At 72.2% G+C, this 24,280-nt stretch carries 23 protein-coding genes; 10 read left to right on the top strand and 13 right to left on the bottom strand.

Going from position 1 to position 24,280, the window contains the following annotated elements:
* Positions 1 to 27 precede the first annotated feature (27 nt).
* On the bottom strand, positions 28 to 519 hold the full coding sequence (locus tag BLW82_RS14015; RefSeq protein WP_371131492.1) for a DoxX family protein: 492 nt from the start codon (positions 517 to 519) through the stop codon (positions 28 to 30).
* A gap of 433 nt (positions 520 to 952) precedes the next feature.
* Positions 953 to 2,029, bottom strand: coding sequence for a non-homologous end joining protein Ku (locus BLW82_RS14020; protein WP_093499111.1), 1,077 nt, complete (start codon positions 2,027 to 2,029; stop codon positions 953 to 955).
* Between the two features lie 52 nt (positions 2,030 to 2,081).
* On the opposite strand from BLW82_RS14020, the gene ligD reads away from it, so the two are divergent.
* A complete protein-coding gene (gene ligD / locus BLW82_RS14025) occupies positions 2,082 to 2,963 on the top strand; it encodes a non-homologous end-joining DNA ligase (RefSeq protein WP_093499112.1) in 882 nt (293 codons plus the stop codon).
* A 40-nt stretch (positions 2,964 to 3,003) separates the two neighbouring features.
* Here ligD and BLW82_RS14030 read toward each other — a convergent pair whose 3' ends face one another.
* The gene (locus BLW82_RS14030; RefSeq protein WP_093499113.1) at positions 3,004 to 3,807 is read right to left on the bottom strand and encodes a nuclease-related domain-containing protein; all 804 of its coding nucleotides are present in this window, start codon (positions 3,805 to 3,807) and stop codon (positions 3,004 to 3,006) included.
* A 176-nt stretch (positions 3,808 to 3,983) separates the two neighbouring features.
* On the opposite strand from BLW82_RS14030, the gene BLW82_RS14035 reads away from it, so the two are divergent.
* The 7 genes from BLW82_RS14035 to BLW82_RS14065 all read left to right on the top strand — a co-directional run bounded on the left by BLW82_RS14035 (position 3,984) and on the right by BLW82_RS14065 (position 10,956).
* The gene (locus tag BLW82_RS14035; RefSeq protein ID WP_371131493.1) at positions 3,984 to 4,415 is read left to right on the top strand and encodes a protein-tyrosine phosphatase family protein; all 432 of its coding nucleotides are present in this window, start codon (positions 3,984 to 3,986) and stop codon (positions 4,413 to 4,415) included.
* Positions 4,416 to 4,531: 116 nt separating this feature from the next.
* Positions 4,532 to 5,254: a hypothetical protein gene (locus BLW82_RS14040; RefSeq protein WP_093499114.1), complete on the top strand. Its 723-nt coding sequence runs from the start codon at positions 4,532 to 4,534 to the stop codon at positions 5,252 to 5,254.
* Positions 5,255 to 5,310: 56 nt separating this feature from the next.
* Complete coding sequence (locus BLW82_RS14045) at positions 5,311 to 6,480, top strand: ATP-binding protein (protein WP_093508037.1); 1,170 nt, start codon at positions 5,311 to 5,313, stop codon at positions 6,478 to 6,480.
* Positions 6,481 to 6,756: 276 nt separating this feature from the next.
* Positions 6,757 to 6,993, top strand: a complete 237-nt coding sequence (locus tag BLW82_RS44415) for a hypothetical protein (RefSeq protein WP_093499115.1) — start codon at positions 6,757 to 6,759, stop codon at positions 6,991 to 6,993.
* A gap of 71 nt (positions 6,994 to 7,064) precedes the next feature.
* On the top strand, positions 7,065 to 8,426 hold the full coding sequence (locus BLW82_RS14055) for an FtsW/RodA/SpoVE family cell cycle protein (protein WP_093499116.1): 1,362 nt from the start codon (positions 7,065 to 7,067) through the stop codon (positions 8,424 to 8,426).
* A complete protein-coding gene (locus BLW82_RS14060; protein ID WP_093499117.1) occupies positions 8,423 to 9,913 on the top strand; it encodes a penicillin-binding transpeptidase domain-containing protein in 1,491 nt (496 codons plus the stop codon). Before BLW82_RS14055 ends, BLW82_RS14060 begins: the two co-directional genes overlap by 4 nt.
* A 104-nt stretch (positions 9,914 to 10,017) precedes the next feature.
* Positions 10,018 to 10,956: an AurF N-oxygenase family protein gene (locus BLW82_RS14065; RefSeq protein ID WP_093499118.1), complete on the top strand. Its 939-nt coding sequence runs from the start codon at positions 10,018 to 10,020 to the stop codon at positions 10,954 to 10,956.
* Positions 10,957 to 10,963: 7 nt separating this feature from the next.
* Here the strand turns inward: BLW82_RS14065 and BLW82_RS14070 are convergent, their stop codons facing one another.
* The 9 genes from BLW82_RS14070 to BLW82_RS14110 all read right to left on the bottom strand — a co-directional run bounded on the left by BLW82_RS14070 (position 10,964) and on the right by BLW82_RS14110 (position 21,162).
* On the bottom strand, positions 10,964 to 12,079 hold the full coding sequence (locus tag BLW82_RS14070) for a C40 family peptidase (protein ID WP_093499119.1): 1,116 nt from the start codon (positions 12,077 to 12,079) through the stop codon (positions 10,964 to 10,966).
* 114 nt (positions 12,080 to 12,193) lie between these two features.
* On the bottom strand, positions 12,194 to 12,547 hold the full coding sequence (locus tag BLW82_RS14075; RefSeq protein ID WP_177232941.1) for a hypothetical protein: 354 nt from the start codon (positions 12,545 to 12,547) through the stop codon (positions 12,194 to 12,196).
* Positions 12,540 to 13,193, bottom strand: coding sequence for a TetR/AcrR family transcriptional regulator (locus BLW82_RS14080; protein WP_093499121.1), 654 nt, complete (start codon positions 13,191 to 13,193; stop codon positions 12,540 to 12,542). The genes BLW82_RS14075 and BLW82_RS14080 overlap by 8 nt, the downstream gene beginning before the upstream one ends.
* A gap of 785 nt (positions 13,194 to 13,978) precedes the next feature.
* A complete protein-coding gene (locus BLW82_RS14085; RefSeq protein ID WP_093508038.1) occupies positions 13,979 to 14,512 on the bottom strand; it encodes a hypothetical protein in 534 nt (177 codons plus the stop codon).
* Positions 14,513 to 15,260: 748 nt separating this feature from the next.
* Positions 15,261 to 16,514, bottom strand: a complete 1,254-nt coding sequence (locus tag BLW82_RS14090) for a styrene monooxygenase/indole monooxygenase family protein (RefSeq protein ID WP_093499122.1) — start codon at positions 16,512 to 16,514, stop codon at positions 15,261 to 15,263.
* Between the two features lie 41 nt (positions 16,515 to 16,555).
* Positions 16,556 to 17,191, bottom strand: coding sequence for a GTP-binding protein (locus tag BLW82_RS14095; RefSeq protein WP_093499123.1), 636 nt, complete (start codon positions 17,189 to 17,191; stop codon positions 16,556 to 16,558).
* Positions 17,172 to 17,594, bottom strand: coding sequence for a DUF742 domain-containing protein (locus BLW82_RS14100; protein WP_093499124.1), 423 nt, complete (start codon positions 17,592 to 17,594; stop codon positions 17,172 to 17,174). Before BLW82_RS14100 ends, BLW82_RS14095 begins: the two co-directional genes overlap by 20 nt.
* The gene (locus BLW82_RS14105) at positions 17,591 to 18,094 is read right to left on the bottom strand and encodes a roadblock/LC7 domain-containing protein (RefSeq protein ID WP_093499125.1); all 504 of its coding nucleotides are present in this window, start codon (positions 18,092 to 18,094) and stop codon (positions 17,591 to 17,593) included. Before BLW82_RS14105 ends, BLW82_RS14100 begins: the two co-directional genes overlap by 4 nt.
* On the bottom strand, positions 18,091 to 21,162 hold the full coding sequence (locus BLW82_RS14110; RefSeq protein ID WP_177232942.1) for a sensor histidine kinase: 3,072 nt from the start codon (positions 21,160 to 21,162) through the stop codon (positions 18,091 to 18,093). The genes BLW82_RS14105 and BLW82_RS14110 overlap by 4 nt, the downstream gene beginning before the upstream one ends.
* 397 nt (positions 21,163 to 21,559) lie before the next feature.
* Between BLW82_RS14110 and BLW82_RS14115 the strand changes: the two genes are divergently transcribed.
* Positions 21,560 to 22,348: a protein phosphatase 2C domain-containing protein gene (locus tag BLW82_RS14115; RefSeq protein ID WP_093499127.1), complete on the top strand. Its 789-nt coding sequence runs from the start codon at positions 21,560 to 21,562 to the stop codon at positions 22,346 to 22,348.
* Between the two features lie 225 nt (positions 22,349 to 22,573).
* Here BLW82_RS14115 and BLW82_RS14120 read toward each other — a convergent pair whose 3' ends face one another.
* Complete coding sequence (locus BLW82_RS14120) at positions 22,574 to 23,065, bottom strand: MarR family winged helix-turn-helix transcriptional regulator (protein ID WP_093499128.1); 492 nt, start codon at positions 23,063 to 23,065, stop codon at positions 22,574 to 22,576.
* A 277-nt stretch (positions 23,066 to 23,342) separates the two neighbouring features.
* On the opposite strand from BLW82_RS14120, the gene BLW82_RS14125 reads away from it, so the two are divergent.
* Positions 23,343 to 24,158: a lysozyme gene (locus BLW82_RS14125; RefSeq protein ID WP_093499129.1), complete on the top strand. Its 816-nt coding sequence runs from the start codon at positions 23,343 to 23,345 to the stop codon at positions 24,156 to 24,158.
* Positions 24,159 to 24,280: the final 122 nt, after the last annotated feature.

The following is a 24,280-nucleotide window of genomic DNA, read 5'->3' on the forward strand; positions in this document are numbered from 1 at the left end:
GCCGCCAGGACGCCAGGACCCGGAGGGTCAGATGCTCAGCGCGATCGCGGCACCGATGCCGCCGAGGCCGAGCGCGGCGGCGGCCGGGAACCAGCCGCCCGAACCCCAGGGGAAGAACCGGTCGAGGGAGAACCGGCCGGGGCCGATGGCGGTGAGGGCGAGGGCGACGATGCAGATGGAGACGCTGTACTCGACCCCGCCGTTCTGGCTCCACAGGCCGTGGGCACCGCTCACGGTGACCATGGCGTTGATCATCACGCCGATGACGGCCGCGGCCGCCAGCGGCGTGAGCAGCCCGACCGCGAGACCGAGACCCCCGCAGAGTTCGGAGAGACCGCCGATCACGGCGAAGACCTTGCCCGGGTGGTAGCCGAGGGCGTCGAAGCCTCTGCCGGTGGCCGTCAGGCCCGGCCCGCCGAAGATGCCGAACAGCTTCTGTGCGCCGTGGCCGGCCAGCAGCAGTCCGAAGGTCAGCCTGATCAGCAGCAGTCCGCCCTCCGCGGCGGACAGGCCGGGCACGGCACCACCGGCACGCGTCTCAGCGGGCGGCCCCGATGCGGCCCCGGCCGTCGTGTCGGCGGGTCTGCGGATCTCGGTCACGGGGGCGCGTACCTGGGTCAGTGACAGGGCGCGGGTCCGGCCGAGGGAGTGGAAATGCAGTGCACGCATCACAACGCCTTCACGAGTGGGGACAACCTGTCCGGTCGCCGTATGGCGGTCCTCCCCCTGTCACCCAGCATTGCGCCGGTTACGGGCCATATCCAGCAAAATGCCGTAATATGCGCTATTGCGAATTGCGATAGCCACCCCTGCCCGCAGACGGGTCCACGACCGTCACGGTGACCACCCGTCACAGGAACCGGGATGCACACCGGACACGGGCCGGGCGTTCAGTCGGCAGCAGGGCCTTCGTGGCCGGTCGCCTAGCTCCTCGCGCTTCGTCAGGGCGCTGTCACGCGGAGCGCTTGCGGGACGCGGCCGCCTTCTTGGCAGTCGTCTTCTTCGCCGGCGTCTTCTTGGCCGAGGACGAGGCGGCGCCGGACTTCGTGGCCGTCGCCTTCTTCGCCGTCCTGGCCGCCGACGTCTTGCCTGCCGCCGTCGTCTTGCCTGCCGCCGTCGTCTTCTTCGCGGTCGCCGACTTCTTCGCGGTCGCCGTCTTGTCCGCCGTCGGTCGTTTCGCCGTCGTCCTTCTCGTCCCGGACGCGGACTTCTTGCTCGGCAGCGGCGTGACCTGAGCCTCCTCGGCCCCCTCGCCCCGCGACTCCTTCGCCGCCCGCACGCTCTTCTCCAGGGCCGCCATCAGGTCGAGGACCTTGCCGCCCTTCGCCGGCTCGGGCGCCTCCGGTGGGGTCTCGCCGGCCGCCTTCGCGGCGATGACCTCCTCCAGCGCCTCCCGGTACTCGTCGTGCAGGTCCTCCAGGTCGACCTCGCCGAGGGTGTCCATCAGGGCGTCCGCGAGGTCGAGTTCCTTGTCGCGGACGGTGACGTCGACGTCGGGGGCGACCCCCTCGGGCGCGCGGACCTCGTCCGGCCAGAGCAGGCCGTGCATGGCGATGGCGTCGCCGACCACCCGGAGCATGCCGAGGCGTTCGCGGCCGCGCAGGGCGTACTTCGCGATGGCCACCTTGTTGCTGCGCTTGAGGGCTTCGCGCAGGAGGGTGTACGGCTTCGCGGCCGGGGCCCCGGAGGCCGCCAGGTAGTACGCGGCGTCCATCTGGAGCGGGTCGATCCGGTCGGCCGGGACGAACGCGACGATCTCGATCGTGCGGGCGGTGGGGATCGGCAGGTGGGACAGGTCGTCGTCGGTGATCGGGACGATCGTGCCGTCGGCGTCCTCGTACCCCTTGCCGATCTCCGACTGGGTGACCTCGCGGTCCTCCAGCTCGCAGAACTTGCGGTACCGGATGCGGCCGTTGTCCTCGGTGTGGACCTGGCGGAAGGAGATCGAGTGGTTCTCCGTGGCGTTCACCAGCTTGATCGGGATGCTGACGAGCCCGAAGGAGATCGCGCCGTTCCAGATGGATCGCACGTGCGGCTTCCCTCCGTCCGAATACCAGGTGTTTGTATGAGATTGTCATCGTATGACGCCGATCACAGAGGTGGACGGACGAAGGGTCGCGCTCAGCAATCTGGAGAAGGTGCTGTATCCGGCGACCGGGTTCACCAAGGGCGAGCTGCTGCACTACTACGCGACGGTGTCCGGGGTCCTGCTGCCGCACCTGCGGGACCGGCCGGTCTCGTTCCTCCGGTACCCGGACGGTCCCGACGGCCAGGTCTTCTTCTCCAAGAACGTGCCGCCGGGTACGCCCGAGTGGGTCACGACCGCCGAGGTGCGCCGGTCGGAGGGGGCGACCCGGATGGTGCTGGTGCAGGACCTCGCGAGCCTGATGTGGGCGGCGAACCTGGTCACCGAGTTCCACACGCACCAGTGGCTGGTGGGAACGCCGGACGAGGCCGACCGGATCGTCCTCGACCTGGATCCCGGCGCGCCCGCCACGGTGGTGGAGTGCTGCGAGGTCGCGCTGTGGCTGCGGGAGCGGCTGGCGGCGGACGGGATCGAGGCGTACGCCAAGACGGCCGGGTCGAAGGGGCTGCATCTGCTGGCGCCGGTGCGGGGGGCGTCCAGCGAGCGGGTCAGCGAGTACGCGAAGGCGCTGGCGGTGGAGGCCGAGCGGGCGCTGCCAGGGCTGGTGGTGCACCGGATGACGCGGAGTCTGCGGCCCGGGAAGGTGTTCGTGGACTGGAGCCAGAACGCGGGACGGAAGACGACGGCCACGCCGTACACGGTGCGGGCGCGGCGGGAGCCGACGGTGTCGGCGCCGGTCACGTGGGAGGAGGTCGCCGGATGCCGGGCGCCGGGACAGCTGGTGTTCCGGGCGGGGGACATCGCGCCGCGCGTCCAGGACCACGGGGACCTGCTGGCCCCGCTGCTGGACGCGGGACACGCGGCGACGCTGCCCTGAAGCCCCGGGTGACCCCTGCGGGCCCGGGAGCCCGAGGGCCCTACACCCTCCCCCAGGTGTTCCGGTCCCGCGCCATCGCGTGCAGGGCCTCCACGTCCGCCGGCTTGAGGACCCCGCCCAGGCGGGACAGGGTGTCCAGGTCCCGGTCGCGGAGGATGTGGACCTCGCGCGGCGGGGCGGTCAGCCGGACGTCCGCCGGTTCGGTCAGGGCCAGCACCGGGCGGACCTCGGCCGTGAGGGCGTACGAGGCCCGGTCGGCGTCCGCCCGCAGGCGGCGCAGCAGCGGCTGGGGGTCACGCCGGCCCAGTGTGATCATCGGGTCGGCGATCAGGACCTTCTGCTTGCGGGCGTAGAGGGAGTGCACGCAGAACAGGCCGCCCGGCCCGATCAGCAGGTGGTGCAGGCGGTCGCCGCCGGGCAGCGGGAGGGAGTGCAGGGCGTGCCAGCCGGCGCCGTCCAGGCGGTCCAGGGCGTCGCCGACGGTCTGTTCGGCGGTCAGGGCGCGGCGGCGCGGGTCGGGGCGCAGCCGGTGGGCCGGGCCGGGGTCCCGGTCGAGGGCGATCAGCAGTGCCTCGCCGGGGCGGTTGGGCGCCAGGTCGTCGTCGGGATGCAGGGTCAGCCGGGCCAGCTCCGCGGGGGTGGGCACGGGCGGCGGGCCGATGGTGACCGGGCCGGTCAGGAACGGCCTCAGGGTCTCCAGCACGTCGTCCCGCCGCTCCTCGCTGAGCAGGTTGACCCGGCCGGCCTCCCGGTCGTACCAGGCGATGTTCCTTCCGTCCGTGAGGCATACGTACAGTCGCTCCTGGCCGTGCCGCCAGGCCGGCACGACGCGCAGTCCGGTCATTGCGTCATCACCCCTCGACCATGGGAACAGGCGGGGTGCTCCAGGGGCAAGAACCCGGCTACCTTTGACAGGGGTTGGCGCGCGCAGCGGGGAGGCGCCGGGTGCGGATCCGTGGGGAGCGGTACGAGGTGCCGGCTCCGGACAGTCCTTGGAGCGAGGTGCTGCCCGGGTTGTGGATGGGCGGTCACGAGTTCCGGGCGCGTTCGGGGCGGCTGGAGGCTGCCGTGGTGCGGGACGAGTTCGATCTGGTGCAGAGCCTGCTGCGGATGCCCGGGCACGGTCCGGCCGAGGGGGTCGAGCACCATGTGTGGCCGATACCGGACGGCCCGCTGGACGGCACCCAGCTCGCCGGGGTGATGCGGCTCGCACGGGCGGCCAGCGAGGCCCTGGACGCGGGGCGGTCGGTGCTGGTGCGCTGCTACAGCGGGTACAACCGGTCGGGGCTGGTGGTCGCGCAGGCGCTGGTGCACCAGGGGCGTACGGCCGAGGAGGCGATCCGGCTGGTCCGGGCCCGGCGCTCGCCCTGGGCCCTGCACAACGAGCTGTTCGTGGCCTACCTGCGGGCCGGCCTGTCCACCGCCCGCCTCCTGGAGGACCTCGCCGAGTAGCCTCTCCCGTGCACGGGCGGCCCCCAGGCGCAAAAAGGACTTCCCTATAAATCTGCGAATAAGGTGTACCGGGCCTCCCGCCTGTCGACCACCGACCCCGCCGAGCCAGGAGCAGCGTGCCAGCCCGTCGTCCCGCCCGTACCGCCCTGACCGCGGCCGCCGTCGCCCTGCTGGCGGTGACCGCGGCCGGCTGCGGCGACTCCGGCGGACTGCGCGGGGCCGGGGCGACACCGACCGCGGTCAGCCCCGCGAAGCTCTGGCCCGACCTGCGGCCCGCGTCCAGCCCGGCCTGGCCCTACGACGAGGGCAGCACGAAGACCGTGAAGGGGATCACGGTGCCCGGCGACGACATCCGCCGGGTGGACCCGGTGGCCGTCGTCCGGGCGGAGATCGCCGCGGACCCGGCGGACTACGGCGCCAAGGGGGCGTACCACGGGACCGCGGAGCGGATGAAGGAGTGCACGGCGGGCGGCGCCGGGGCGCGCTGTCCGCTGCTGAAGTCGTACTACAGGGATCTCACCGGGGACGGGCGGGACGAGCTGACGCTCGGCTTCCGGCTGTATCCGACCAACCAGACCGCGGTGCGCGTGTACACCGTCGAGAACCACCAGCTCCAGCAGGTCCTCGACGACGACGACGCGATCACCGGCGTCGAGCTGGCCGGGCGGACGGTGATCGTACGGTCACCGGCCGGGATCAGCGGGTACGAGTACCGGACGACCTGGGTGTGGGACCCGGAGCGGAAGGCGATGGTGTTCTCCCGGGACGAGTTCCAGCGCACCGGCAAGCGGCACCACACCCGCCGGCCGATGCCGTCCGCCTCGGCGGGCGCGCGGTGAGGCTCCCGCGCTGGGCCGGCACGCTGGCGGCGAAGTCGGCCGCGTTCATCACGGTGATGTGCTGTGCGCTGGCCGCGCTGCTCAGCGTCCTGGTGCACGTGTCGGTCACCGACCAGACCGTCACCCAGGCCCGCGACCAGGCCCTTGACCGGCTCACGGAGGCGACGGGCGCGTACGAGGCGGGGGACGCGCTGCCGCGGGGCGCCCGCCTCGACCCGCGGGGGCTGCCCGCGCAGCTGCGGGCGCTGGCGCTGTCCGGGGACCGCGGCACGATGGTCGCCCGGGACGACGGACGCCCCACCATGTGGGCGGCGGGCCCGGCCGATCAGCACCGGGCGCTGGCGGTGGCCGTCGACTACTCCCAGCAGGCCCGCACCATCGCCGGCCTGGACAGCTCCATCCTCTGGTCGTCGGCGCTGGCCATCGGGGCGACGCTGCTGGTCGGCGCGTTCGCGGTGACCCGGGTGACCCGGCGGCTGCACGGCACCGCGCAGGTGGCCCGGCGGATCAGCGCCGGGGACCTGGACGCCCGTGTGCACGACCCCCGTACCAGGGACCCGAGCCGCCCGCAGGACGAGGTGGCCGCGGTCGCCGCCGCGCTGGACGGCATGGCCGCGTCGCTGCAGGGCAAGCTGCTGAGCGAGCAGCGGTTCACGGCCGACGTGGCGCACGAGCTGCGGACGCCGCTGACGGGGCTGCACGCGGCGGCGGAACTGCTGCCGCCGGGGCGGCCGACGGAACTGGTACGGGACCGGGTGGCGGCGCTGCGCACGCTCACCGAGGACCTCCTTGAGATCTCCCGCCTCGACGCGGGGCGGGAGCGGCTGGAGACCGACGCCGAGGCGCTGGGCGCGCTGGCCGAGCGGGTGGTGCGGGCGTCCGGGACGGAGACCGAGGTGAAGGTCGTGCGGGACGTGTGGGTGGAGACCGACCGGCGGCGGCTGGAGCGCGTGCTGGGGAACCTCGTCGCCAACGCGCACCGGCACGGGCGGGGGCCCGTGGTGCTGACGGTGGAGGGCAACGAGGTCACCGTGCGGGATCACGGCGACGGCTATCCCGAGTACCTGGTGGCCCACGGCCCGCAGCGGTTCCGGACGGAGGGCGGGGCGAAGGGCCACGGGCTGGGGCTGACGATCGCGGTGGGGCAGGCGGAGGTGTTGGGGGCGCGGTTGTGTTTCGCGAACGCGATCGACGGCGGGGCGTTGGCGACGTTGACGCTGCCGTAGGGGGGCGGCGGTGGGTTGCGCGGCGCGGGTGCGCAGGGGTCGCTCGCGCAGTTCCCCGCGCCCCTGAAAGCAGGGCGCCGCAGTGTGCCCCTTCAGGGGCGCTGGGGGTCCCTCCGGCCGAAGGCTGGGGGAGGAACTGCGTGGCAAGCGCCCACCGGCCGGCACACGGACCACTCCCCTCGGCCCCCCTTCGGCTCACCGCAGAAGGCGCCTCCCGCGCACCCCTCCTAGCGTGGCCCATAGTCAGGTCCGCACCGATCGCCCGCCGGAGGCCCCATGCTCCCCCGCCGCACCCTCATAGCCGTCACCGCCGCCCTCGTCGTCCTCTGCGGCGCCGCCCCCGCCCGCGCCGACGACGGGTGGGGCAGCAGCGATCCGGTGGCCGGCCGGGGCGACGACCCCTACGACGACGGCCGCCTCGACGGCGTCGGCAACACCGGCGGCACCGGCGGGACGACGGGCAACGACGACTTCGACTTCCTCGGCCCCGGCGGCCCGGACGCCCCCGGGTGACCCCGGCCGTACGCCACGCTGGCACCGACCGACAGAACACTCGACTCGCACTATTTGGGTAAGTTCCGGACATGACCAAGGCCGGAACCACCCTGGCGGCGACCGCGACCCCCACCTCCGCCGTACGCCTCCCCCGGCGCCGTGGCATCGAACTCTCCCTGATCGTGCTGGCCGTCCTGCTCTGCGTGTACGGCTACTGCGAGGTCGGCCTGGCGAAGACCGGCACCGTCCCGCCGGGTGCCGCCGGTTACGGCGCCGGCCTCGGGGTCCTCGCGCTCGTCGCCCATCTCGCCGTACGCTTCCGCGCCCCGTACGCCGACCCGCTGCCGCTGCCGATCGCCGTGCTGCTCAACGGGCTCGGCCTGGTCCTGATCTACCGGCTGGACCTGCAGACCCCCGGCGACCACGCGGCCCCCGCCCAGCTCGTCTGGTCCACCCTGGGCGTCGGTCTGTTCATCATGGTCGTGCTGGTGCTCCGCGACCACCGGGTGCTCCAGCGCTACGCGTACGTCTGCGTCGCCGCCGCGCTCGTCCTGCTGCTCCTGCCGATCCTCTTCCCGGCCGTCAACGGGGCCCGGATCTGGATCAGGGTCGCCGGATTCTCCATCCAGCCCAGCGAGTTCGCGAAGGTGCTGCTCGCGGTGTTCTTCGCCGCGTACCTGGCGGCCAACCGCGGCGCCCTCGCGTACGCCGGCCGCCGGCTGTGGTTCATGCAGTTCCCGACCGGCCGGGTGCTGGGCCCGATCGTCACCATCTGGCTGGTGAGCGTCGGCGTCCTGATCCTGGAACGTGACCTCGGCACCTCGCTGCTCTTCTTCGGCCTGTTCGTCGTCATGCTGTACGTCGCGACCGGGCGCACCGGCTGGATCGCCGTCGGCCTGCTGCTCGCCGTGTTCGGCGCGATGGCCGTCGGCCGGCTGGAACCGCACGTGCACGGCCGTATCGAGGACTGGCTGCACCCGTTCGCCTCGATCGACGCGGGCCACGGGCCGAACCAACTCGCCCAGTCGCTCTTCGCGTTCGCGGCCGGCGGGGTGCTCGGCACCGGCCTCGGCCTCGGCCACTCCATCCTCATCGGCTTCGCCGCCAAGTCGGACTTCATCCTGGCCACGGCAGGCGAGGAACTCGGTCTCGCCGGGCTGTCGGCGATCTTCCTCCTCTACGGTCTACTGGTCGAGCGCGGCTACCGGGCCGGGCTCGCCCTGCGCGACCCCTTCGGCCGGCTCCTCGCGGTCGGGCTCGCCTCGATCGTCGCGCTCCAGGTGTTCGTGATCGCGGGCGGCGTGACCGGGCTGATCCCGCTGACCGGCATGGCGATGCCGTTCCTCGCGCAGGGCGGCTCCTCGGTCGTCACCAACTGGGCGATCGTGGCCCTGCTGATCCGGGTGAGCGACTCGGCCCGCCGCCACTACGACGGACAGGTGGCCCCATGAGCACCGGGGACGGCCGCCGGCGGTCCGGCACGGCCCGGTACGTCCGGCGGGCCCGCGCCCTGTGCGCCCTGCTGCTGTTCGCCCTCCTCGTCAACGCCGCCCGCGTCCAGGTCGTCCTGGCCCGGCAGTACGACGACAACCCCGCCAACCGCCGCAACTCGATCGCCCGTTACGGCCTGCCCCGCGGCGACATCCTGGTCGGCGGCGCGCCGGTCACCGGCTCCCGGGACAGCGGGGAGCAGCTGCGCTACGAGCGCACCTACCCGCAGGGCCCGTTGTACGCCCCGGTCACCGGCTTCGCCTCCCAGCTGTACGGCACCACCTTCCTGGAGCACGCCGAGGACGGGGTGCTCTCCGGGACCGACCCGCTGCTGTCGCCGCTCCCGCTGTGGAACGACACCGGCCGGGCGGTGAACCCGGGCGGGAACGTCGTCACCACCCTGAACCGGTACGCCCAGGAGGCCGCCTTCCGGGGGCTCGGCTCGCGCAAGGGCGCGGTCGCCGCGATCGAACCGGCGACCGGCCGGATCCTCGCCCTGGTCTCCACCCCGTCGTACGACCCCTCCGAGCTGTCCGGCAACGGCGAGGCGGTGACCTCGGCCTGGGCGCGGCTGAACGACGACCCGGAGAAGCCGATGCTGAACCGGGCGGTACGGCAGACATACCCGCCGGGCTCGACCTTCAAGGTGGTGACCGCGGCCGCCGCCCTGGACGCGGGCGTGGTCACCGACCTGGACGCGCCGACCGACTCCCCCGACCCCTACCGGCTGCCGGGCACCACGACCCGGCTGACCAACGAGGGTGACGGCTGCGCGGACGCCTCGCTGCGGGCGGCCTTCGAGTGGTCCTGCAACACGGTCTTCGCCAAGCTGGGCGTGGACGTGGGGGCGGCGCAGATGACGGCGACGGCACAGGCGTTCGGCTTCAACGACACCCGGCTGCGGATCCCGTTCACCGCCGCGACGAGCACCTTCGACACGAGCGTGGACAAGGCACAGCTGGCCCTGTCGTCGATCGGGCAGTACAACACCCGGGCCACACCGCTGCAGATGGCGATGGTCGCGGCGGCGGTGGCGAACGGAGGGCTGGCGCGGTCGCCGTACCTGGTGGAGCGGATCGTGCGGCGGACCGGCGAGACGGTCGGCACGGGCGGCGCGGGGCCGGTGCGGCAGGTGATGAGCGCCGCGACGGCCGCGCGCATGAAGGAACTCATGGTCGACGTGGTCGAGGAGGGCACCGGCACGAACGCGGCGATCCGCGGTGCCACGGTCGGCGGCAAGACCGGCACCGCGCAGCACGGCGTCGGCAACTCCGGGGTGCCGTACGCCTGGTTCGTGTCCTGGGCGCGGGCGGACAACGACCTGGAGCCGAAGGTCGCGGTGGCGGTGGTGGTCGAGGACGCGGCGGCCGACCGCGGGGAGATCAGCGGCGGCGGGGACGCGGCGCCGATCGCCCGGTCGGTGATGCGGGCGGTGCTCGGGTTCTGAGACACAGAGTCAGCAAGTCGTGCGCGGGGGATTGACCGTCTTGCTGACACGCGGTCTCATAAGGGTGGACATGACGTACCCCCGGGTAACGAGGTGAGGGAGCCATGACGACCCTGACGGAAGCCGACGCGGTCGACGGACTGCGGGACGCGCTCGGCCTGCTCAAGGACCGCGAACAGGTGGCCGAACGGCTGCTGGTCTCCTCCGCGAAGCACTCCTTCGACCCGGACAAGGAGCTGGACTGGGACGCGCCCTTCGAGGAGGGCAAGTGGTTCTGGCCACCGGAGCTGGTGTCGCTGTACGGCACGCCGATGTGGCAGCGCATGAGCGAGGAGCAGCGGATCCTGCTCTCCCAGCACGAGGCCGCCGCGCTCGCCTCGCTGGGCATCTGGTTCGAGCTGATCCTGATGCAGCTGCTGGTCCGGCACATCTACGACAAGGCGGCGACGACCGCGCACGTGCGCTACGCGCTGACCGAGATCGAGGACGAGTGCCGGCACTCGAAGATGTTCGCGCGGCTGATCGCGCGCGGTGACGCGCCCTGGTACCCGGTGAGCCGGGCCCACCAGAACCTGGGCCGCCTCTTCAAGACGATCTCCACGACACCGGGATCCTTCACCGCCACCCTGCTCGGCGAGGAGGTCCTCGACTGGATGCAGCGGCTGACCTTCCCGGACGAGCGGGTCCAGCCGCTGGTGCGCGGGGTCACCCGGATCCACGTGGTCGAGGAGGCCCGGCACGTGCGGTACGCCCGCGAGGAGCTGCGCCGGCAGATGGTGACGGCGCCACGGTGGTCGCAGGAGTTCACGCGGGTCACCTCCGGTGAGTTCGCGCGGGTGTTCTCCGTCGCGTTCGTCAATCCGGAGGTGTACACGAACGTGGGGCTCGACCGGCGGGAGGCGGTGGCGCAGGTGCGGGCGAGCGGGCATCGGCGGGAGGTCATGCAGACGGGCGCGAAGCGGCTGACCGACTTCCTGGACGACATCGGGGTGCTCCGGGGGGCCGGGCGGCGGCTGTGGAAGAGCTCGGGGCTGCTGGCCTGAGGCCCCATTACAAGGTCCCGAAGACCTCGTCCGAGCCCTCTGTCGCCGTCTTCGGGATCGCCGGGGGCGTGTAGCGGGGCAGGGAGGCGGCCGTCGGGTCCGGGCGGACCGCGCCCAGGATCGGGTTCGCCGCGATCGGGGAGACCTTGATCTTCGCCCCGGGGCGGGGGGCCTGGACGACCTTGCCGTCGCCCAGGTAGAGGGCGACGTGGGTGGCCTCGGGGAAGTAGACGACCAGGTCACCGGGGCGCAGGTGGTTCAGGGGGACGTGGGGCAGGTGGGCCCACTGTTCCTGGCTGGTGCGCGGGATGGGGGTGCCGGCGTGGCCCCAGGCCTGCGAGGTCAGGCCCGAGCAGTCGTACGACACCGGGCCCGCCGCGCCCCACTGGTACGGCTTGCCCAGCTGCCGCACCGCGTAGCGCACCGCCCGGTCCCCTGCCGGGGACGGGGGCGTCGTGGTGCTGCTCAGGGCACCGGACGTGGTGAGTTTCCGCTGGGCGTCCGCCGTCTTCGCCTTCTCCAGGTCGGCGATCGCGGTGAGCTGGTCGGCGGTGAGGGACACCAGCATGCGCTCCACGTCGGAGAGGCGGGTGCGTACCTCGTCGCGCTGCTTCCGCTGCTTCTCGGCGAGGGCGAGCCGGGTGTCGAGCGCCGCGCGGGCCCGGCGGGCCAGGTCGGCCTGGTTGCGCTCCTCGTCGGTCAGGCGGCCCACCGTCTTCGCCCGCTCGCGGGCCAGCTCGCCGATGACATGGCCCTCGTCGAGCGCGTGCTGCGGGTCACGGGCGAGCAGCAGCCGCAGGTACGGGGAGAGCGAGCCGGCGTTCTGGTACTGCTGCCGGGCCAGCCGGCCCGCCTCGGTGCGGCTGGCGTGCAGGGAGCGCCGGGCGATGGCCAGCTCGTCGTCCAGGCGGGTCACCTCGGCACGCTGCCGCTGCAGCCGTTCCGCCGTCGCGTTGTAGGTCTCGGTGGCCTGTTCGGCCTGCTGGTACGCCTGCTGGAGATCCGTCAGCAGCTCGGCGACCGATTGCACGGGGGCGGGTGCGGCGAACGCGGGCGACGGAGCGAGGACGGCCTGGGCCGCCACCGCGGCCGTGCAGGCCAGACGCAGGAACCTTCCTGACACGTCATCACCTCCGATGCGGGACGGTCTCTCCGTTCCGCATCGCGATGATCACGTGATTATCAGATGTGTTTGCGTGGTCCGCGCGGCACGTGTGCGCCGTCCGGCGCAGCCATGTCACCCGTCGGTGTCCTCGGGCCTCCCCGCCGGGTCCTGCTTCGACCACGGCCACTTCAACCCGCCGCCGGCCCCCTTGCCCGTCGGGTCGTACGTGTACTTCCAGCCCTGGGACAGACCGAGCCTCCCCCACGCTCGGCTCCGCTCGCGCGGGGGGACCCCCACGCTCTGCCCGCGGGGCACGCGGCGGTAGACCAGGACGGTGGGCGGGCCGCCCGCCGGGTCCGGGACCGGGATGCGGTACGTCTTCGGCGGGTGGCCGGTCATACCCAGCAGGACGGGCAGCACGCGTCCGTCCATGGGGCCGCCCTCGAAGGGGGTGTCCTGACTCTTCACGGGACCAGTTTCAGCCATCCGCCGCGAGGGCGTCGACGAGGGCCGCGGTCTGCGGGTCACGGCGCGCGGTCACGCTGAGCACGGCCACGAACTGGTCCACCAGCCAGTCCCGCAACTCGTCGAGCGGCGGCTGCTTGTCCTCGTCGAGCCAGATGAGCGAGGCCGCCTCGACGGCGGTGATCCACATCCGGACGGTCATCCGCAGCCGTGGGCCCGGCGTGGCGACGCCCAGGTGGCTGAGAATGTGCTGCGCGGCGGCCCGGCGTACGCCGTCCACGATCGCCGTGGTCCGCGAGGTCTCCACCACGCTGCCGCCCTGCAGCAGGGCGCTGAAGCCGGCGTCGTGCTGGTCGACGAAGGCGAGGTAGCGGTCGAGGGCGCGGGCGAGCCGGGGCAGGAGGGGGCCCTCACGGGGCTCGTCGAAGCAGTGTTCGAGTTCCTCGGCGGCCGACCTGAGGGCGGCCTCGTAGAGCTGCTGCTTGCCGCCCGGGAAGTAGCGGTACACGAGGGGACGCGAGACCCCGGCCGCCTCCGCCACGTCGTCGAGCGACACCTCCTCCGGCGCGCGGTGCGCGAAGAGGGAGAGGGCCGCGTCGAGGAGCTGGCTGCGCCGCTCCTCGACGGAGAGCCTGCGGTAGGCGGGGGTGGCGGCCTGCGGGGTCATGCGATCAGCGTATGCGGTGGGACGGGGACGCCGCGACGGGCACCGACCCGGCGCGGGTGCGCGCCGTCGTGGCTGGTCGCGCACTTCCCCGCGCCCCTTCGGGGGCGCACTGCGGCGCCCCTTCCTTCAGCGGCGCGGGGAACTGCGCGAGCGATCCCCACGCACCCGCTTCCGGGAGAGAACGAGCTGATGGCCGCGCACGGTGGTGGGTTGATACGAGTCCTCGTGCGGTGCTCGTCGGGACAAGGCATCATCGCTGGTGGTCGCCGGTAGGGCTTGCACATCAACGGCCGAATCTGACTCGCTGCTTTTCATCCGAGACGGCGAATCCCTGCTGTCGGCACACTTCGAGTACGTCCTGGATCCGGCCTGTCAAGAAATAGAAGTAGCGCGTGTCTTCGGTACGGAATCCCACACCGGAATTACCGAACATCCCACGGCAGGGGAACACTTCGGCAATCTCCTGGGCTGCGCACTCCAGCGGCCTGATTCCGAACAACTTCGCGAGGGGCCCAAGGGCTCGTACACGCAGGTGAAGCCTACCGTCCTCTATCGTGAGAACACCCAGCGGCCACGTTGCGTTCAGCCGCCAACCCAACGCGTTCGGAATGTTTGCGCCACCGATGAATCGCATGGCCTAGATCATGCACCTCGGCCTGGACCGCGCCAAGGCCGTGTCGGCCACCGGCAGACTCAGCGACCGCGCCGCCGGTGGTTCGCATCGAGGAGGGGGTGGGCCGGTGGAGCACTTCGGTGACGCGTAAGGAGGCCGCCCCGAGCGTGCGTCACTGGATGTCGAAGCTGACTACGGCGCGGGCCGGGGTCCGGAAGGAGTCGCCGCTTATGGGGGAGCGCTCGACCAATACGCTGAGGCGGGGACCGGTGTCACCTGTGGACTGGTAGCTCCAGGCGGGGCCCCGCAGCGGCGAACCGCACAGGCCATCCGGAAGCTCGGTCTCGTCGTGGCCGAGCCCGTAGGCACTGCCGTACTTCTCGTCGAACAGGGGCATGCCATCTGGGACGAGGCCTGCGCGGTGCAGGTAGTTCGGTATCTGGCCGCTCAGGAAGGAGACCTCGGCGCTGCCGTTTCGCGTGAAGTAGTGGATGTCGGACGCGTCGGCGGGGATCGTTGCACCCCCGGCGCCGATCACGCCTGGCAACTGCACGTCGCTCCCCTGGCAGGCCCGGACATCGCCGAACGGGTAAAACAGCTCATCCCGGAACAGCCAGACGATCCCTCCAGCCAGCGTCGCGAGGACGAGCGTTACCACCCCCAGGCACGACAGCCGGCGTCGTAGCCCGCCCCCGCTGTCCGGCACACCCCTCACGTCCTCCGGGTACGCCGCCCCGTCCGACTCCTCATCCACCCCGACCCCAGACTCGGCCCCCGGACCGGCTTTCCAAGATTCGCCCATGAACGTCCCTCGGTTGTGCGCTGCATGCGGACACGCGGAGCCTACGCCGGTGATCAACCGCCGACACGCACGGCGGAGGTGAAGGTGGGCGCGGTCGAGAACTGGGGTCGTGATGCGTTCCTAGGCGCCCAACGACCCCACATGGCTACCCCTTCACCCAGAAGGGCGGGGTCAACATCGAGCGGTGTCCAGCTCGGAGGGCAGGTGATCAAGGTGGCCAAGAAGCTCACGCCGGGTACGCCGCCGCCGAAGTCGGGACAGTACGAGGTCCCCGGCTCCAAGAGCGAGGTCACGGCCGTGAAGGGCAAGTCCCCTGCCGCCGACGCCCAAGGCCGGCCAGGGTTACACGCTCGTTGACCCGACCAAGCACAAGCCGAAGGGCAAGTGACAGGCGGGGCAGGCTCTTCGGAGCCTGCCCCTCCCACAGGGCGCTCCCACCTACGGCTTGAGCTTGGGGTTCCGTTCGTGAACGTCTACCCGGCCCGCGGGCATCCCGAGGGAACCAGCGGCAGGCCCTGGTTCACGGCGAAGCAGCTGAACGTCGAAGGCCACAGGCGGCCCACATCCGGGGCCGTCTGTGGGCCGTCCGAGGCCAGCCGACGTCGACCGACAACGACAGAGGCCGACAGCCAGCACCCAGGTCGGAGAGCCGTCAGGCGCCGGCGACCGAGGCCAGGTAGGCCTCCGTCTTCTCCGGCTCGTAGAAGAAGTTCTCGAAGTCGGCCGGGTCGTTGAAGCCGTTGGCGAAACGGTTGGCCACCGGGGGGAGCTGGCCCGCCGCGCCGATCAGGTTGAGGATGTGCTCCGGCGGCGGCGCCAGCATGGCGTTCGTCCACTTGGTGACGTGCTGGGCCGTGTTCCAGTAGCGGTCGAACGTCTCCTGCATCCAGGTCTCGTCGAACTCCTTCTCGCCCTGTTCGAGGATCGAGGCGAGGTAGGAGGCGGCGCACTTGGAGGCGGAGTTGGAGCCCTGGCCGGTGATCGGGTCGTTGGCGACGACGACGTCCGCGACGCCGAGGACCAGCCCGCCGCCGGGGAGGCGGCCGATCGGGTTGCGGACGGTGGGGGCGTAGCGGCCGGCGAGGGTGCCGCCGGCGTCGGTCAGTTCGGCCTTGGTGGCCCGCGCGTGCTCCCAGGGCGTGTACCGCTCCATGAGTTCCAGGGTCAGGGAGAGGTGCTCCGAGGGGTCCTTGACGCCGTTGAAGACGTCCAGCGGGCCGCCGGGTATGCCCTCCCAGAAGAGGATGTCGGCGGGTCCCGAGGTGGTCAGGGTCGGCATGACGAAGAGTTCGCCGACGCCGGGGACCAGGTTGCAGCGGACCGCGTAGAAGTCCGGGTGCTCGGGGCGGGGGCCGAGCCCGTGGACGTAGGAGACGGCCAGCGCCCGCTGCGGCTCGCTGTACGGCGAGCGGGAGGCGTCGCGGCCGAACATCTGGACCAGCTCGCCCTTGCCGGCCGAGACCAGCACCAGGTCGTAGGTGCGGGCGAAGTAGTCGAGGTCGCCGACCGCCGCGCCGTGGATGACCAGCTGCCCGCCGCGCTGCGCGAACGTCTCCATCCAGCCGGCCATCTTCACCCGCTGGTCGACCGACTGCGCGTACCCGTCGAGCCTGCCCACCCAGTCGATGGCGCGGGCCGCGGGACCCTCGCCCCAGGAGCCGGGGGCCGCGACCGAGACGCCGAGTCCTTCGATCTTCGGGGCCTGGGACTCCCAGAAGTTCAGCTGGAGATCGCGCTCGTGCTGCAGTGCCGTGTGGAACATGCACTGCGTCGACATGACCCGGCCGGAGCGGATCTCGTCCGCGGTCCGGTTCGACATCAGGGTGACCTCGTAGCCGTGCGACTGGAGGCCGAGGGCGAGCTGGAGACCGGCCTGGCCGGCCCCCACGACGAGTATCTTCCGCATGCGGTGGTGGCTCCTAAGGGTTCAGAAGATCTACCCGGGTGCTACTCGGGAGTTTCGTCCAGCGCGTGGGCGACCAGGGACAGCAGCGTCTCGATGGCCGAGATCCGACGGCGGGCGTCCATGATCATTACAGGTATGTGCGGCGGGATCGTCAACGCCTCCCGCACGTCCTCGGGTTCGAAGCGCTCGCTGCCGTCGAAGTGGTTGACCGCGACGACGTACGGCAGCCCGCAGCTCTCGAAGTAGTCCAGCGCCGGGAAGCAGTCCTTCAGGCGCCGGGTGTCCGCGAGGACGACGGCGCCGATCGCGCCGCGCACCAGGTCGTCCCACATGAACCAGAACCGCTGCTGGCCCGGCGTGCCGAACAGGTAGAGCACCAGGTCGTCGTCGAGCGTGATGCGGCCGAAGTCCATGGCCACGGTGGTGGTCAGCTTGCCGGGCGTGGCGGTGAGGTCGTCGGTCTCCTCGCTCGCCTCGGTCATCAGCGCCTCGGTCTGCAGGGGCGTGATCTCCGAGACGGCGGTGACCAGCGTGGTCTTGCCGACGCCGAAGCCGCCCGCCACGACTATCTTCGTCGCGATGGGGGCCCGGCTGCGGTCCGTCTGCCAGGACCGCGGCTGCTCCTCCTCGTCGAGGAGCGGGTCGACGCCGGTGGCGTCAGAGACGGCGTAGTCCACTCAGCACCCTTTCCAGCAGAGCGCGGTCCGGGCGGCCGACGCCGTGCCCGGTACCGGTTCCGTACACACGGATCTTTCCCTGGTCCGCGAGGTCGCTGAGCAGGACCCGGACCACGCCGAGCGGCATCTTCAGCAGCGCGGCGATCTCGGCCACCGTCCGCATGCGGCGGCACAGTTCGACGATGGCCTGCATCTCGGGCATCACCCGGGTGCTGAGGGAACCATTCGTCAGTTCCTTGCGCTCCTCCGGGGCCTCGAGGGCCGCCACGAAGGTCTCCACCAGGAGGACGTGACCGAAGCGGGTACGGCCGCCGGTGAGCGAGTAGGGGCGGACGCGGGCGGGTTTGCGGTCGCCGCCGCGTACCGGGAGGTTCTGCCCGCGGTTCTTCGGCGCGCTGCTCATCGGCCGCTCCTCGTCGCGTCGGCCTCTAGGGACTTGCGCAGCTCGGTGCGCAGTTCGGGGGTGAGGACGTGGCCGGCGCGGCCGACGAACAGTGCCATGTGATACGCCACCACGCTCATGTCGCACTCCGCGCTGCCGTGCACGCCCAGCAGCGAGCCGTCGCTGATCGACATCACGAAGAGGCTGCCCTCGTCCATCGCGACCATCGTGTGCTTGACCGGGCCGGAGTCCATCAGCCGGGCGGCGCCGATGGTCAGGCTGCCGATGCCGGAGACGATGGTGGCGAGGTCGGCGGAGGAGCCGCGGGGACCCTTGCGCTTCCCGCCCTGCGCCTCGCGGGCCTCCTGGTTCCGGCTGGTGTCCGAGGAGAGCAGGAGCAGTCCGTCGGAGGAGACCACGGCGACCGACTGGATCCCGGGCACCTCCTCGACGAGGTTGCTCAGCAGCCAGTGCAGGTTGCGGGCCTCACTGCTCAGTCCGAAGGTACTGGGCGCGGTCAACTGCTTGCCTCCTCGGATGTGCCCCCCGTGGCTTCTTCGGATACGGCTGTACCGGGCACGGCCCGTACGGTGCTCGGCACCTGGTTCTGGCCGGTCTGCTCGGCGATCTCCGCCTCGACGTCACGCCGTCCGGCGTCGGCGCCCCGGCGGAAGCCGCCGAGCCTGCGGCGGAGGGCGTCCGCGTCGACGCCGGTGCTGCGCTGGCGGGGTGCCGGGGCGGGAGCGGTGATCCTGGGGGTCCGCTTGGGGAGGCCCTTGCTGGTGACCTCGTCCTCGGCGTCAGCGTCGTCGTCGGCCTCGGCCTCGGCGGTCGCGGGCAGGGGCAGCGGGCGGGAGTGCTCCTCGGCTACGCCGAAGCCGTTCCCACCCGCACCATCCATGCTGGCCAGGTCAGGTGCGGCCGGCCTCGGCGGGGCGTACTCACCGTCGGCTGCCGCGGGTTGCGGACGCGCGTGGTGCTCGGCGTCCGCGGACTGCGGCTTGGGCCAGTCGTCGTCCTCGCCCCGCCGACGCCGCGGCCGGTCCTCGTCCTCGGCACTCAGCGACCCGGGCCAGTCGTCACCCTCGGCCCGCCGGCGCCGCGGCCGGATCTCGGCGTCGGTGGGGTGCGTCCACTCCTCGGCGGCACCGGCCGGCGTCCGCTCCTCGCCGGGAACGGTCCGTGGCCGCGGCTCGGTCTCCCCGGTCGGCCGGAGATCCTGTTCCGTGAGCGGGACCAGCAGCTCCATCGTGGTCTCGGCCGGCGTCTCCGCCGGTGCCTTCGGCCGCGCGCTGGGCTCGGCGTCCTCGTTCTTCGGCGCCGGCGCCTGCTCGTGGGCGGGCTGTTCGTCGGCCGCGCGCACCGCGTTCTCCGCCAGCGTCACCAGCGGGTCGCCGGACGCCGAGCGACCGTACAGGACGTTGGAGTTGACCTCGGCGTCCGCGCCGGGCAGGGAGAAGGCGTGGGCGCCGGCCGAGCTGGTCGCGGGTGCGGGGACCGTGGTCCGCGGGGCCTGGGCCAGCAGCGGCTGGGGCAGGACCACGACCGCCGCCACCCCGCCCTGCTTCTGCTCGCGCAGCTGGACGCGGACGCCGTGCCGGTGGGCGAGGCGGGCCACCACGTAGAGGCCGAGGCCGAGACCGCCCTCGCCCTCCTGGTCGTAGGGCGACTCGGGGTCGAACTCGGCGAGGCGGCCGTTGAGGCGGACCATGCGGTCGGCGGTCATGCCGATGCCCTCGTCCTGGACGGAGAGCATGACCTCGCCGCTCTCCAGCAGCCAGCCGGAGATCTCGACGGGGACGTCGGGCGGGGAGGACGCGGTGGCGTTCTCCATGAGCTCGGCGAGGAGGTGGGAGAGGTCGTCGGCCGCGAAACCGGCCACGTGCGCGTGCGGGGGCAGGGCGGCGATCCGGACCCGCTCGTAGCGCTCGATCTCGCTGACCGCCGCCCGGACGACGTCCACCAGCGGGATCGGGCCCGCGTGCTGCTGGACGTGTTCGGTGCCGGCGAGGACCAGGAGGTTCTCGCTGTGGCGGCGCATGACCGTGGCGAAGTGGTCGAGCTTGAAGAGGGTCGACAGGCGCTCGGGGTCCTGCTCGCGCTCCTCCAGGGTCTCGATCACGGCGAGCTGGCGCTCCACCAGGCCGAGCGTGCGCAGCGCCAGGTTGACGAACGTGCCGCCGATGCTGGAGCGCAGCCGCTCCAGCTGGGCGGCGGCGTCGGTGAGCTCGGCGCGCAGCTCCTCGCGGGCCTCGGCCATCTTCTGGCGCTGGCCGACCAGGTGCTTGCGGTCCGTCTCCAGGGTGGCGATCCGGTCGTAGAGTCCGGCGGCGTGCGCGTGCAGGGCGTTGACGGAACGGACGACCTGCGCGAACTCGTCGTTGCGGCCGGTGAAGGTGATCGGTTCCTCGGTGCGCGGGTCCTCGGCCCCGGCGAGGCGGGCCGAGCCCCGGCGGAGCACGGAGAGGGGGCGGGTGAGGGAGCGGGCCATGGCCGTGGCGATGCCGACGGCGACCAGCATCAGGGCGCCGACCACGGCGACCCGGATCTCCAGCGCGTTGACGTCATCGTCGCGGAGCGCCGCGAGGTCCTTGGTGCGGTGGTCGTAGAGGGCCGACTCCGCGCCCCGCATCAGGTCGACCCGGGCGGAGAGCGCCGCGTCCAGCTTCTTGGTGCCGGTGGCGAGGTCGCCGTCGGAGAAGGTGGGCCGGTCGGTGAGGGCGGCCAGGTACTTGTCGGCGTCGTTGACGTCACCGCCGGTGACCGTGGAGTCGTACGAGTCGACCGCCGCCTTGGGCGCGGTGTCGCGGAAGTCGGCGAGGGCCGCGTCGGCGCGCAGCCTGGCCTGCTGGGCGGCGGCGGTGAGCGCGTCGCGCTGCTTCCTGTCGGCGCCGGAGGTGGTGGTGCTGGTGACGGGCAGGCCGGTGAGGGGGCTGATCGTGGTCTGGGTGGTGCTGGGGATGTTCAGGGCGGCCAGCAGCAGGCCCCTGGCGGCGGCGGACTGCTGGACGGCGGTGTCGAGTTCCGCGAGTGCGTAGGCGCCGGAGCCGGCCCTGGGGGGCATCTGCTCGGCCAGTTGTTCGGCGAGCCGGTGCAGTTCGGTGATGGTCGCCGAGTACGCCTGGTGCGCTTCGAGAGCGGTGCTCTGGCCGGTGAGGGCGGAGCGGCGGACGGCGGCGATGCCGTCGAGGTCGGTGCGCAGCCAGCCGGGGGCGTCGGTGCTCCCGCGCAGGTCCTCGACCTGGCGGTCGACGCGGGCGCTGCGGTCCTCCGAGGGTGCCTTGGACTTGGGGCGGCCGGCCGCGATGTAGGAGGTGACCTCGTCGCGCTCGTCGGCGAGCGAGTTGGCGAGGGCCAGCGCGTCCTGGGTGCGGCCGGACAGGGTCACCAGGTCCTGGGAGTCGCTCAGCTGCCCGGAGGCGGTGAGCAGGGCGGGTGCTCCGGCGCCCGCGACGGCCGCGGCGACCACGGCCACGGCCACGATCAGCCGGGTGCGGACGTGCTTGGGGCGGCCGGTGCCCACGGGAGCCGCGGCGCCCGTTTCGGAGGCCGTCTTCTTGCCTGTGCGCCGAGGCCGCGTCTTCTGCACCGGTGCTCGCATTCCTCAACTCGTGTACCCAAGGGGGTTGGGTGTCACCCCGTCATAGTCCCCGGCATTTCGGTGCCAAGTGGTGCCTGCACCCGTTTCGTACGGTCCCCGACCCTCCCAGCGCCGATGGGCAGTGGTCTCACATCACTCCACCCGCCACCCGAAGGAGTGAACATCGGAGGGGAGTTGGCGGGCAAGTTCCGGCGGACTGTGCGGGGCCCCTTTCCGGCTGGCCGGTTGGACGCGGACGGCGGGCTTTGACAGGATTCGCCGCCGCAGCTTCCCGGAGTGCGCCATTCCACCCCAAATCAGGCGGCTGACCTGCGATACCGCACCAATTCCCGGGTGGTTGCCAGCCTTTGGTGAAGCCTGTGGAGGGGTCGTGCAGACTGGCCGAATGCGTACTGAAGTCGTTTCGGAACCCGGCGCCCCCGACCGCCCCAACGAGGACTTCGCCGGTATAGGACTTCCCGCCTCGGGGCAGGGGGGTTGCGCGATCGTCCTGGACGGGGTCACCCCGCCGCGGGACGGCACCGGATGTCTGCATTCCGTCCACTGGTTCACCACACGGCTGGGCGGCGCCCTGACCGAACTGACCGTTTCGCGAGGAGATCTGACGCTGCGGGAGATCCTCGAACAGGCGATCGCACGCACAGCCGTCGCACATGGTGACACCTGTGACCTTTCTCACCCGCGCACCCCTCAGGCGACGGTCGTGCTCGCCCGCTGGTCCGCGGAGACCGTGGAGTTCCTCGTCCTGTCCGACTCGGCGCTGCTCCTGAGGTCGCCCGACGGCACGGTCACCCCGGTCCTGGACGACCGGCTCGACCGGGTGCCGCGCGCCTCGCTGGCCTCGGACGCGATCGCCGACGCCACGGTCCGCAACAAGGAGGGCGGCTTCTTCACGGCCGCCGCCGATCCCTCGGTGGCCGCCCGCGCGGTCACCGGGACGGTGCCCCGCGCCGAGGTCCGGGCGCTGGCCGCGCTCACGGACGGGGCGACCCGCTGGACGGAGAAGTTCCGGGAGGGCGACTGGGCGGCCCTCCTCGACGTCGTACGCAAGGAGGGCGCGGGGGCCCTGGTCGGCCGAGTGCGAGAGCTGGAGGCGGCCGACAGGGAGGAACGGGTGTTCCTGCGGCGGAGCAAGACGCACGACGACGCGACGGTGGTGTACGTCGAACTGTGAGGCCCCAGGCGGTCCCGGCGGCCCCGCGGCCCCGGACGGACGGCCCGGTGGCGGCGGTCGCGGCCCGGGGGCGGCGGTCACGGCCCGGGGGCGGCGGTCGCTGTCCGGTGGCGGCGGTCGCGGCCCCGGGGGCCGGGGAGCCCGGAAGCCCGGAAGCCCGGGAGCCCGGGAGGTCCGGGGAGCCCGCAGGCGCGCAGTTCAGGGGCCCGGAGGCCCGGAGGGGTGCTACTTCTCCATGACGCCGTTCAATTGGCTGAGCAGCCGGGCCAGTTCCGCGACCTCGGTGCGGTCCCAGTGGGCGAGCTGGCGGACGTAGCGGCCCCGGCGGGCCTCGCGGACCGTGCCGACGCGGCGTCGGCCCTCGTCGGTGAGGGCGACCAGCCAGGCCCGCCCGTCGGCCGGGTCGGGCTCCCGGGCGATCAGGCCGAGCTCCTCCAGGGCGCGCAGCTGGCGGGACATGGTGGCCTTGCCGACGCCGACGTAGGCGGCCAGCTCGGTGGCGCGCTGGCCGCCGCACTCGTCGAGCCGTACGAGCAGCCCGTACGCGGCGGACTCCAGGTTGGGGTGGACCTCCCGGGCCATCTCCCCCTGGCTGGCCCGGGCGCGACGCAGCAGCACCGTCAACTCGCGTTCCAGGGCCAGGAACTCCTGGTCCGCGCCGCTTGGCGTCAACCCGGTGGCGGCGCGCCGTTCGTCCCGCTTCTCGTCCTCGTGCACGTCAGCACCCCTGATCGGTTTCGCAGTCCTGAAAGTTTCCGTCAAACGCCGTCATCGCCGCAGCTCGCCAAGTATTCCGCAGGCGTAGACCAACGGCAGCCTCCGGACCCCCTTCCCCGGCGGTCCGGACGGTGCGTAGCGTCTGGAACCAGGCCATCGCTGGCATGCGCACGCCATTCGGTGGCGTCGTGCCGTGTGACACTGCGTCGTGTCGCGCCGCGCTGACCGACCGCCTCTGGCATACCTGGGACCTCACCTCACCCCACGGAGGCACGTCATGCCCGTGCACAGACCCGCCCCCACACTCCTGACCGGCCTACTGGCGCTGCTGCTCGCCGCGCTCTGCCCGGCCCCCGCCCACGCCGACACGTCCGGCCCGGCCGTCCCGGCCCGCGGCTCGGCGTACATGGGCATCGGCGTTCTGGCCCACGACGGCCAGAACGGCACGCCCAGAACCGGCCTCGCCACCCAGACCGAAGGCGTCGACGTCGCCAGCTACCAGGGCGACGTCAACTGGTCGACCCTGCTGAGCAGCGGGGTCAGATGGGCGTACTCCAAGGCGACGGAAGGCACGTACTACACGAACCCCTCCTTCGCCCAGCAGTACAACGGCTCCTACGACGTCGGCATGATCCGCGGCGCCTACCACTTCGCGACCCCGGACACCGCGGGCGGCGCCGCCCAGGCCGACTACTTCGTCGACCACGGCGGCGGCTGGTCGAAGGACGGCCGGACCCTTCCCGGCGTCCTCGACATCGAGTGGAACCCGTACGGCGCGGCCTGCTACGGCAAGTCCAAGAGCGGGATGGTCACCTGGATCACCGACTTCCTGAACCGGTACAAGGCCCGCACCGGCCGGGCCGCCGTCATCTACACGGCGACCAGCTGGTGGACCGACTGCACCGGCAACTACGGCGGCTTCGCCTCCGCCAACCCGCTGTGGATCGCCCGCTACGCCTCGGAGGTCGGCACGCTGCCGGCCGGCTGGTCGGCGTACACGATGTGGCAGTACACGTCGACCGGACCGACGGTCGGGGACCACGACAAGTTCAACGGGGCCGTCGACCGGGTGGTGGCGCTGGCCAACGGCTAGGCGGTTCTGCAGCGCCCCTGGAGGGACGCTGGGGGCACCCCCGGCCGAAGACTTCAGGAGGAACTGCGCGACCAGCCACGACAGCGCCGCGGACGAACGCGGACGAACAATGGCACAGCACG

The sequence above is a fragment of the Streptomyces sp. Ag109_O5-10 genome (assembly GCF_900105755.1).
GTDB lineage: Bacteria > Actinomycetota > Actinomycetes > Streptomycetales > Streptomycetaceae > Streptomyces.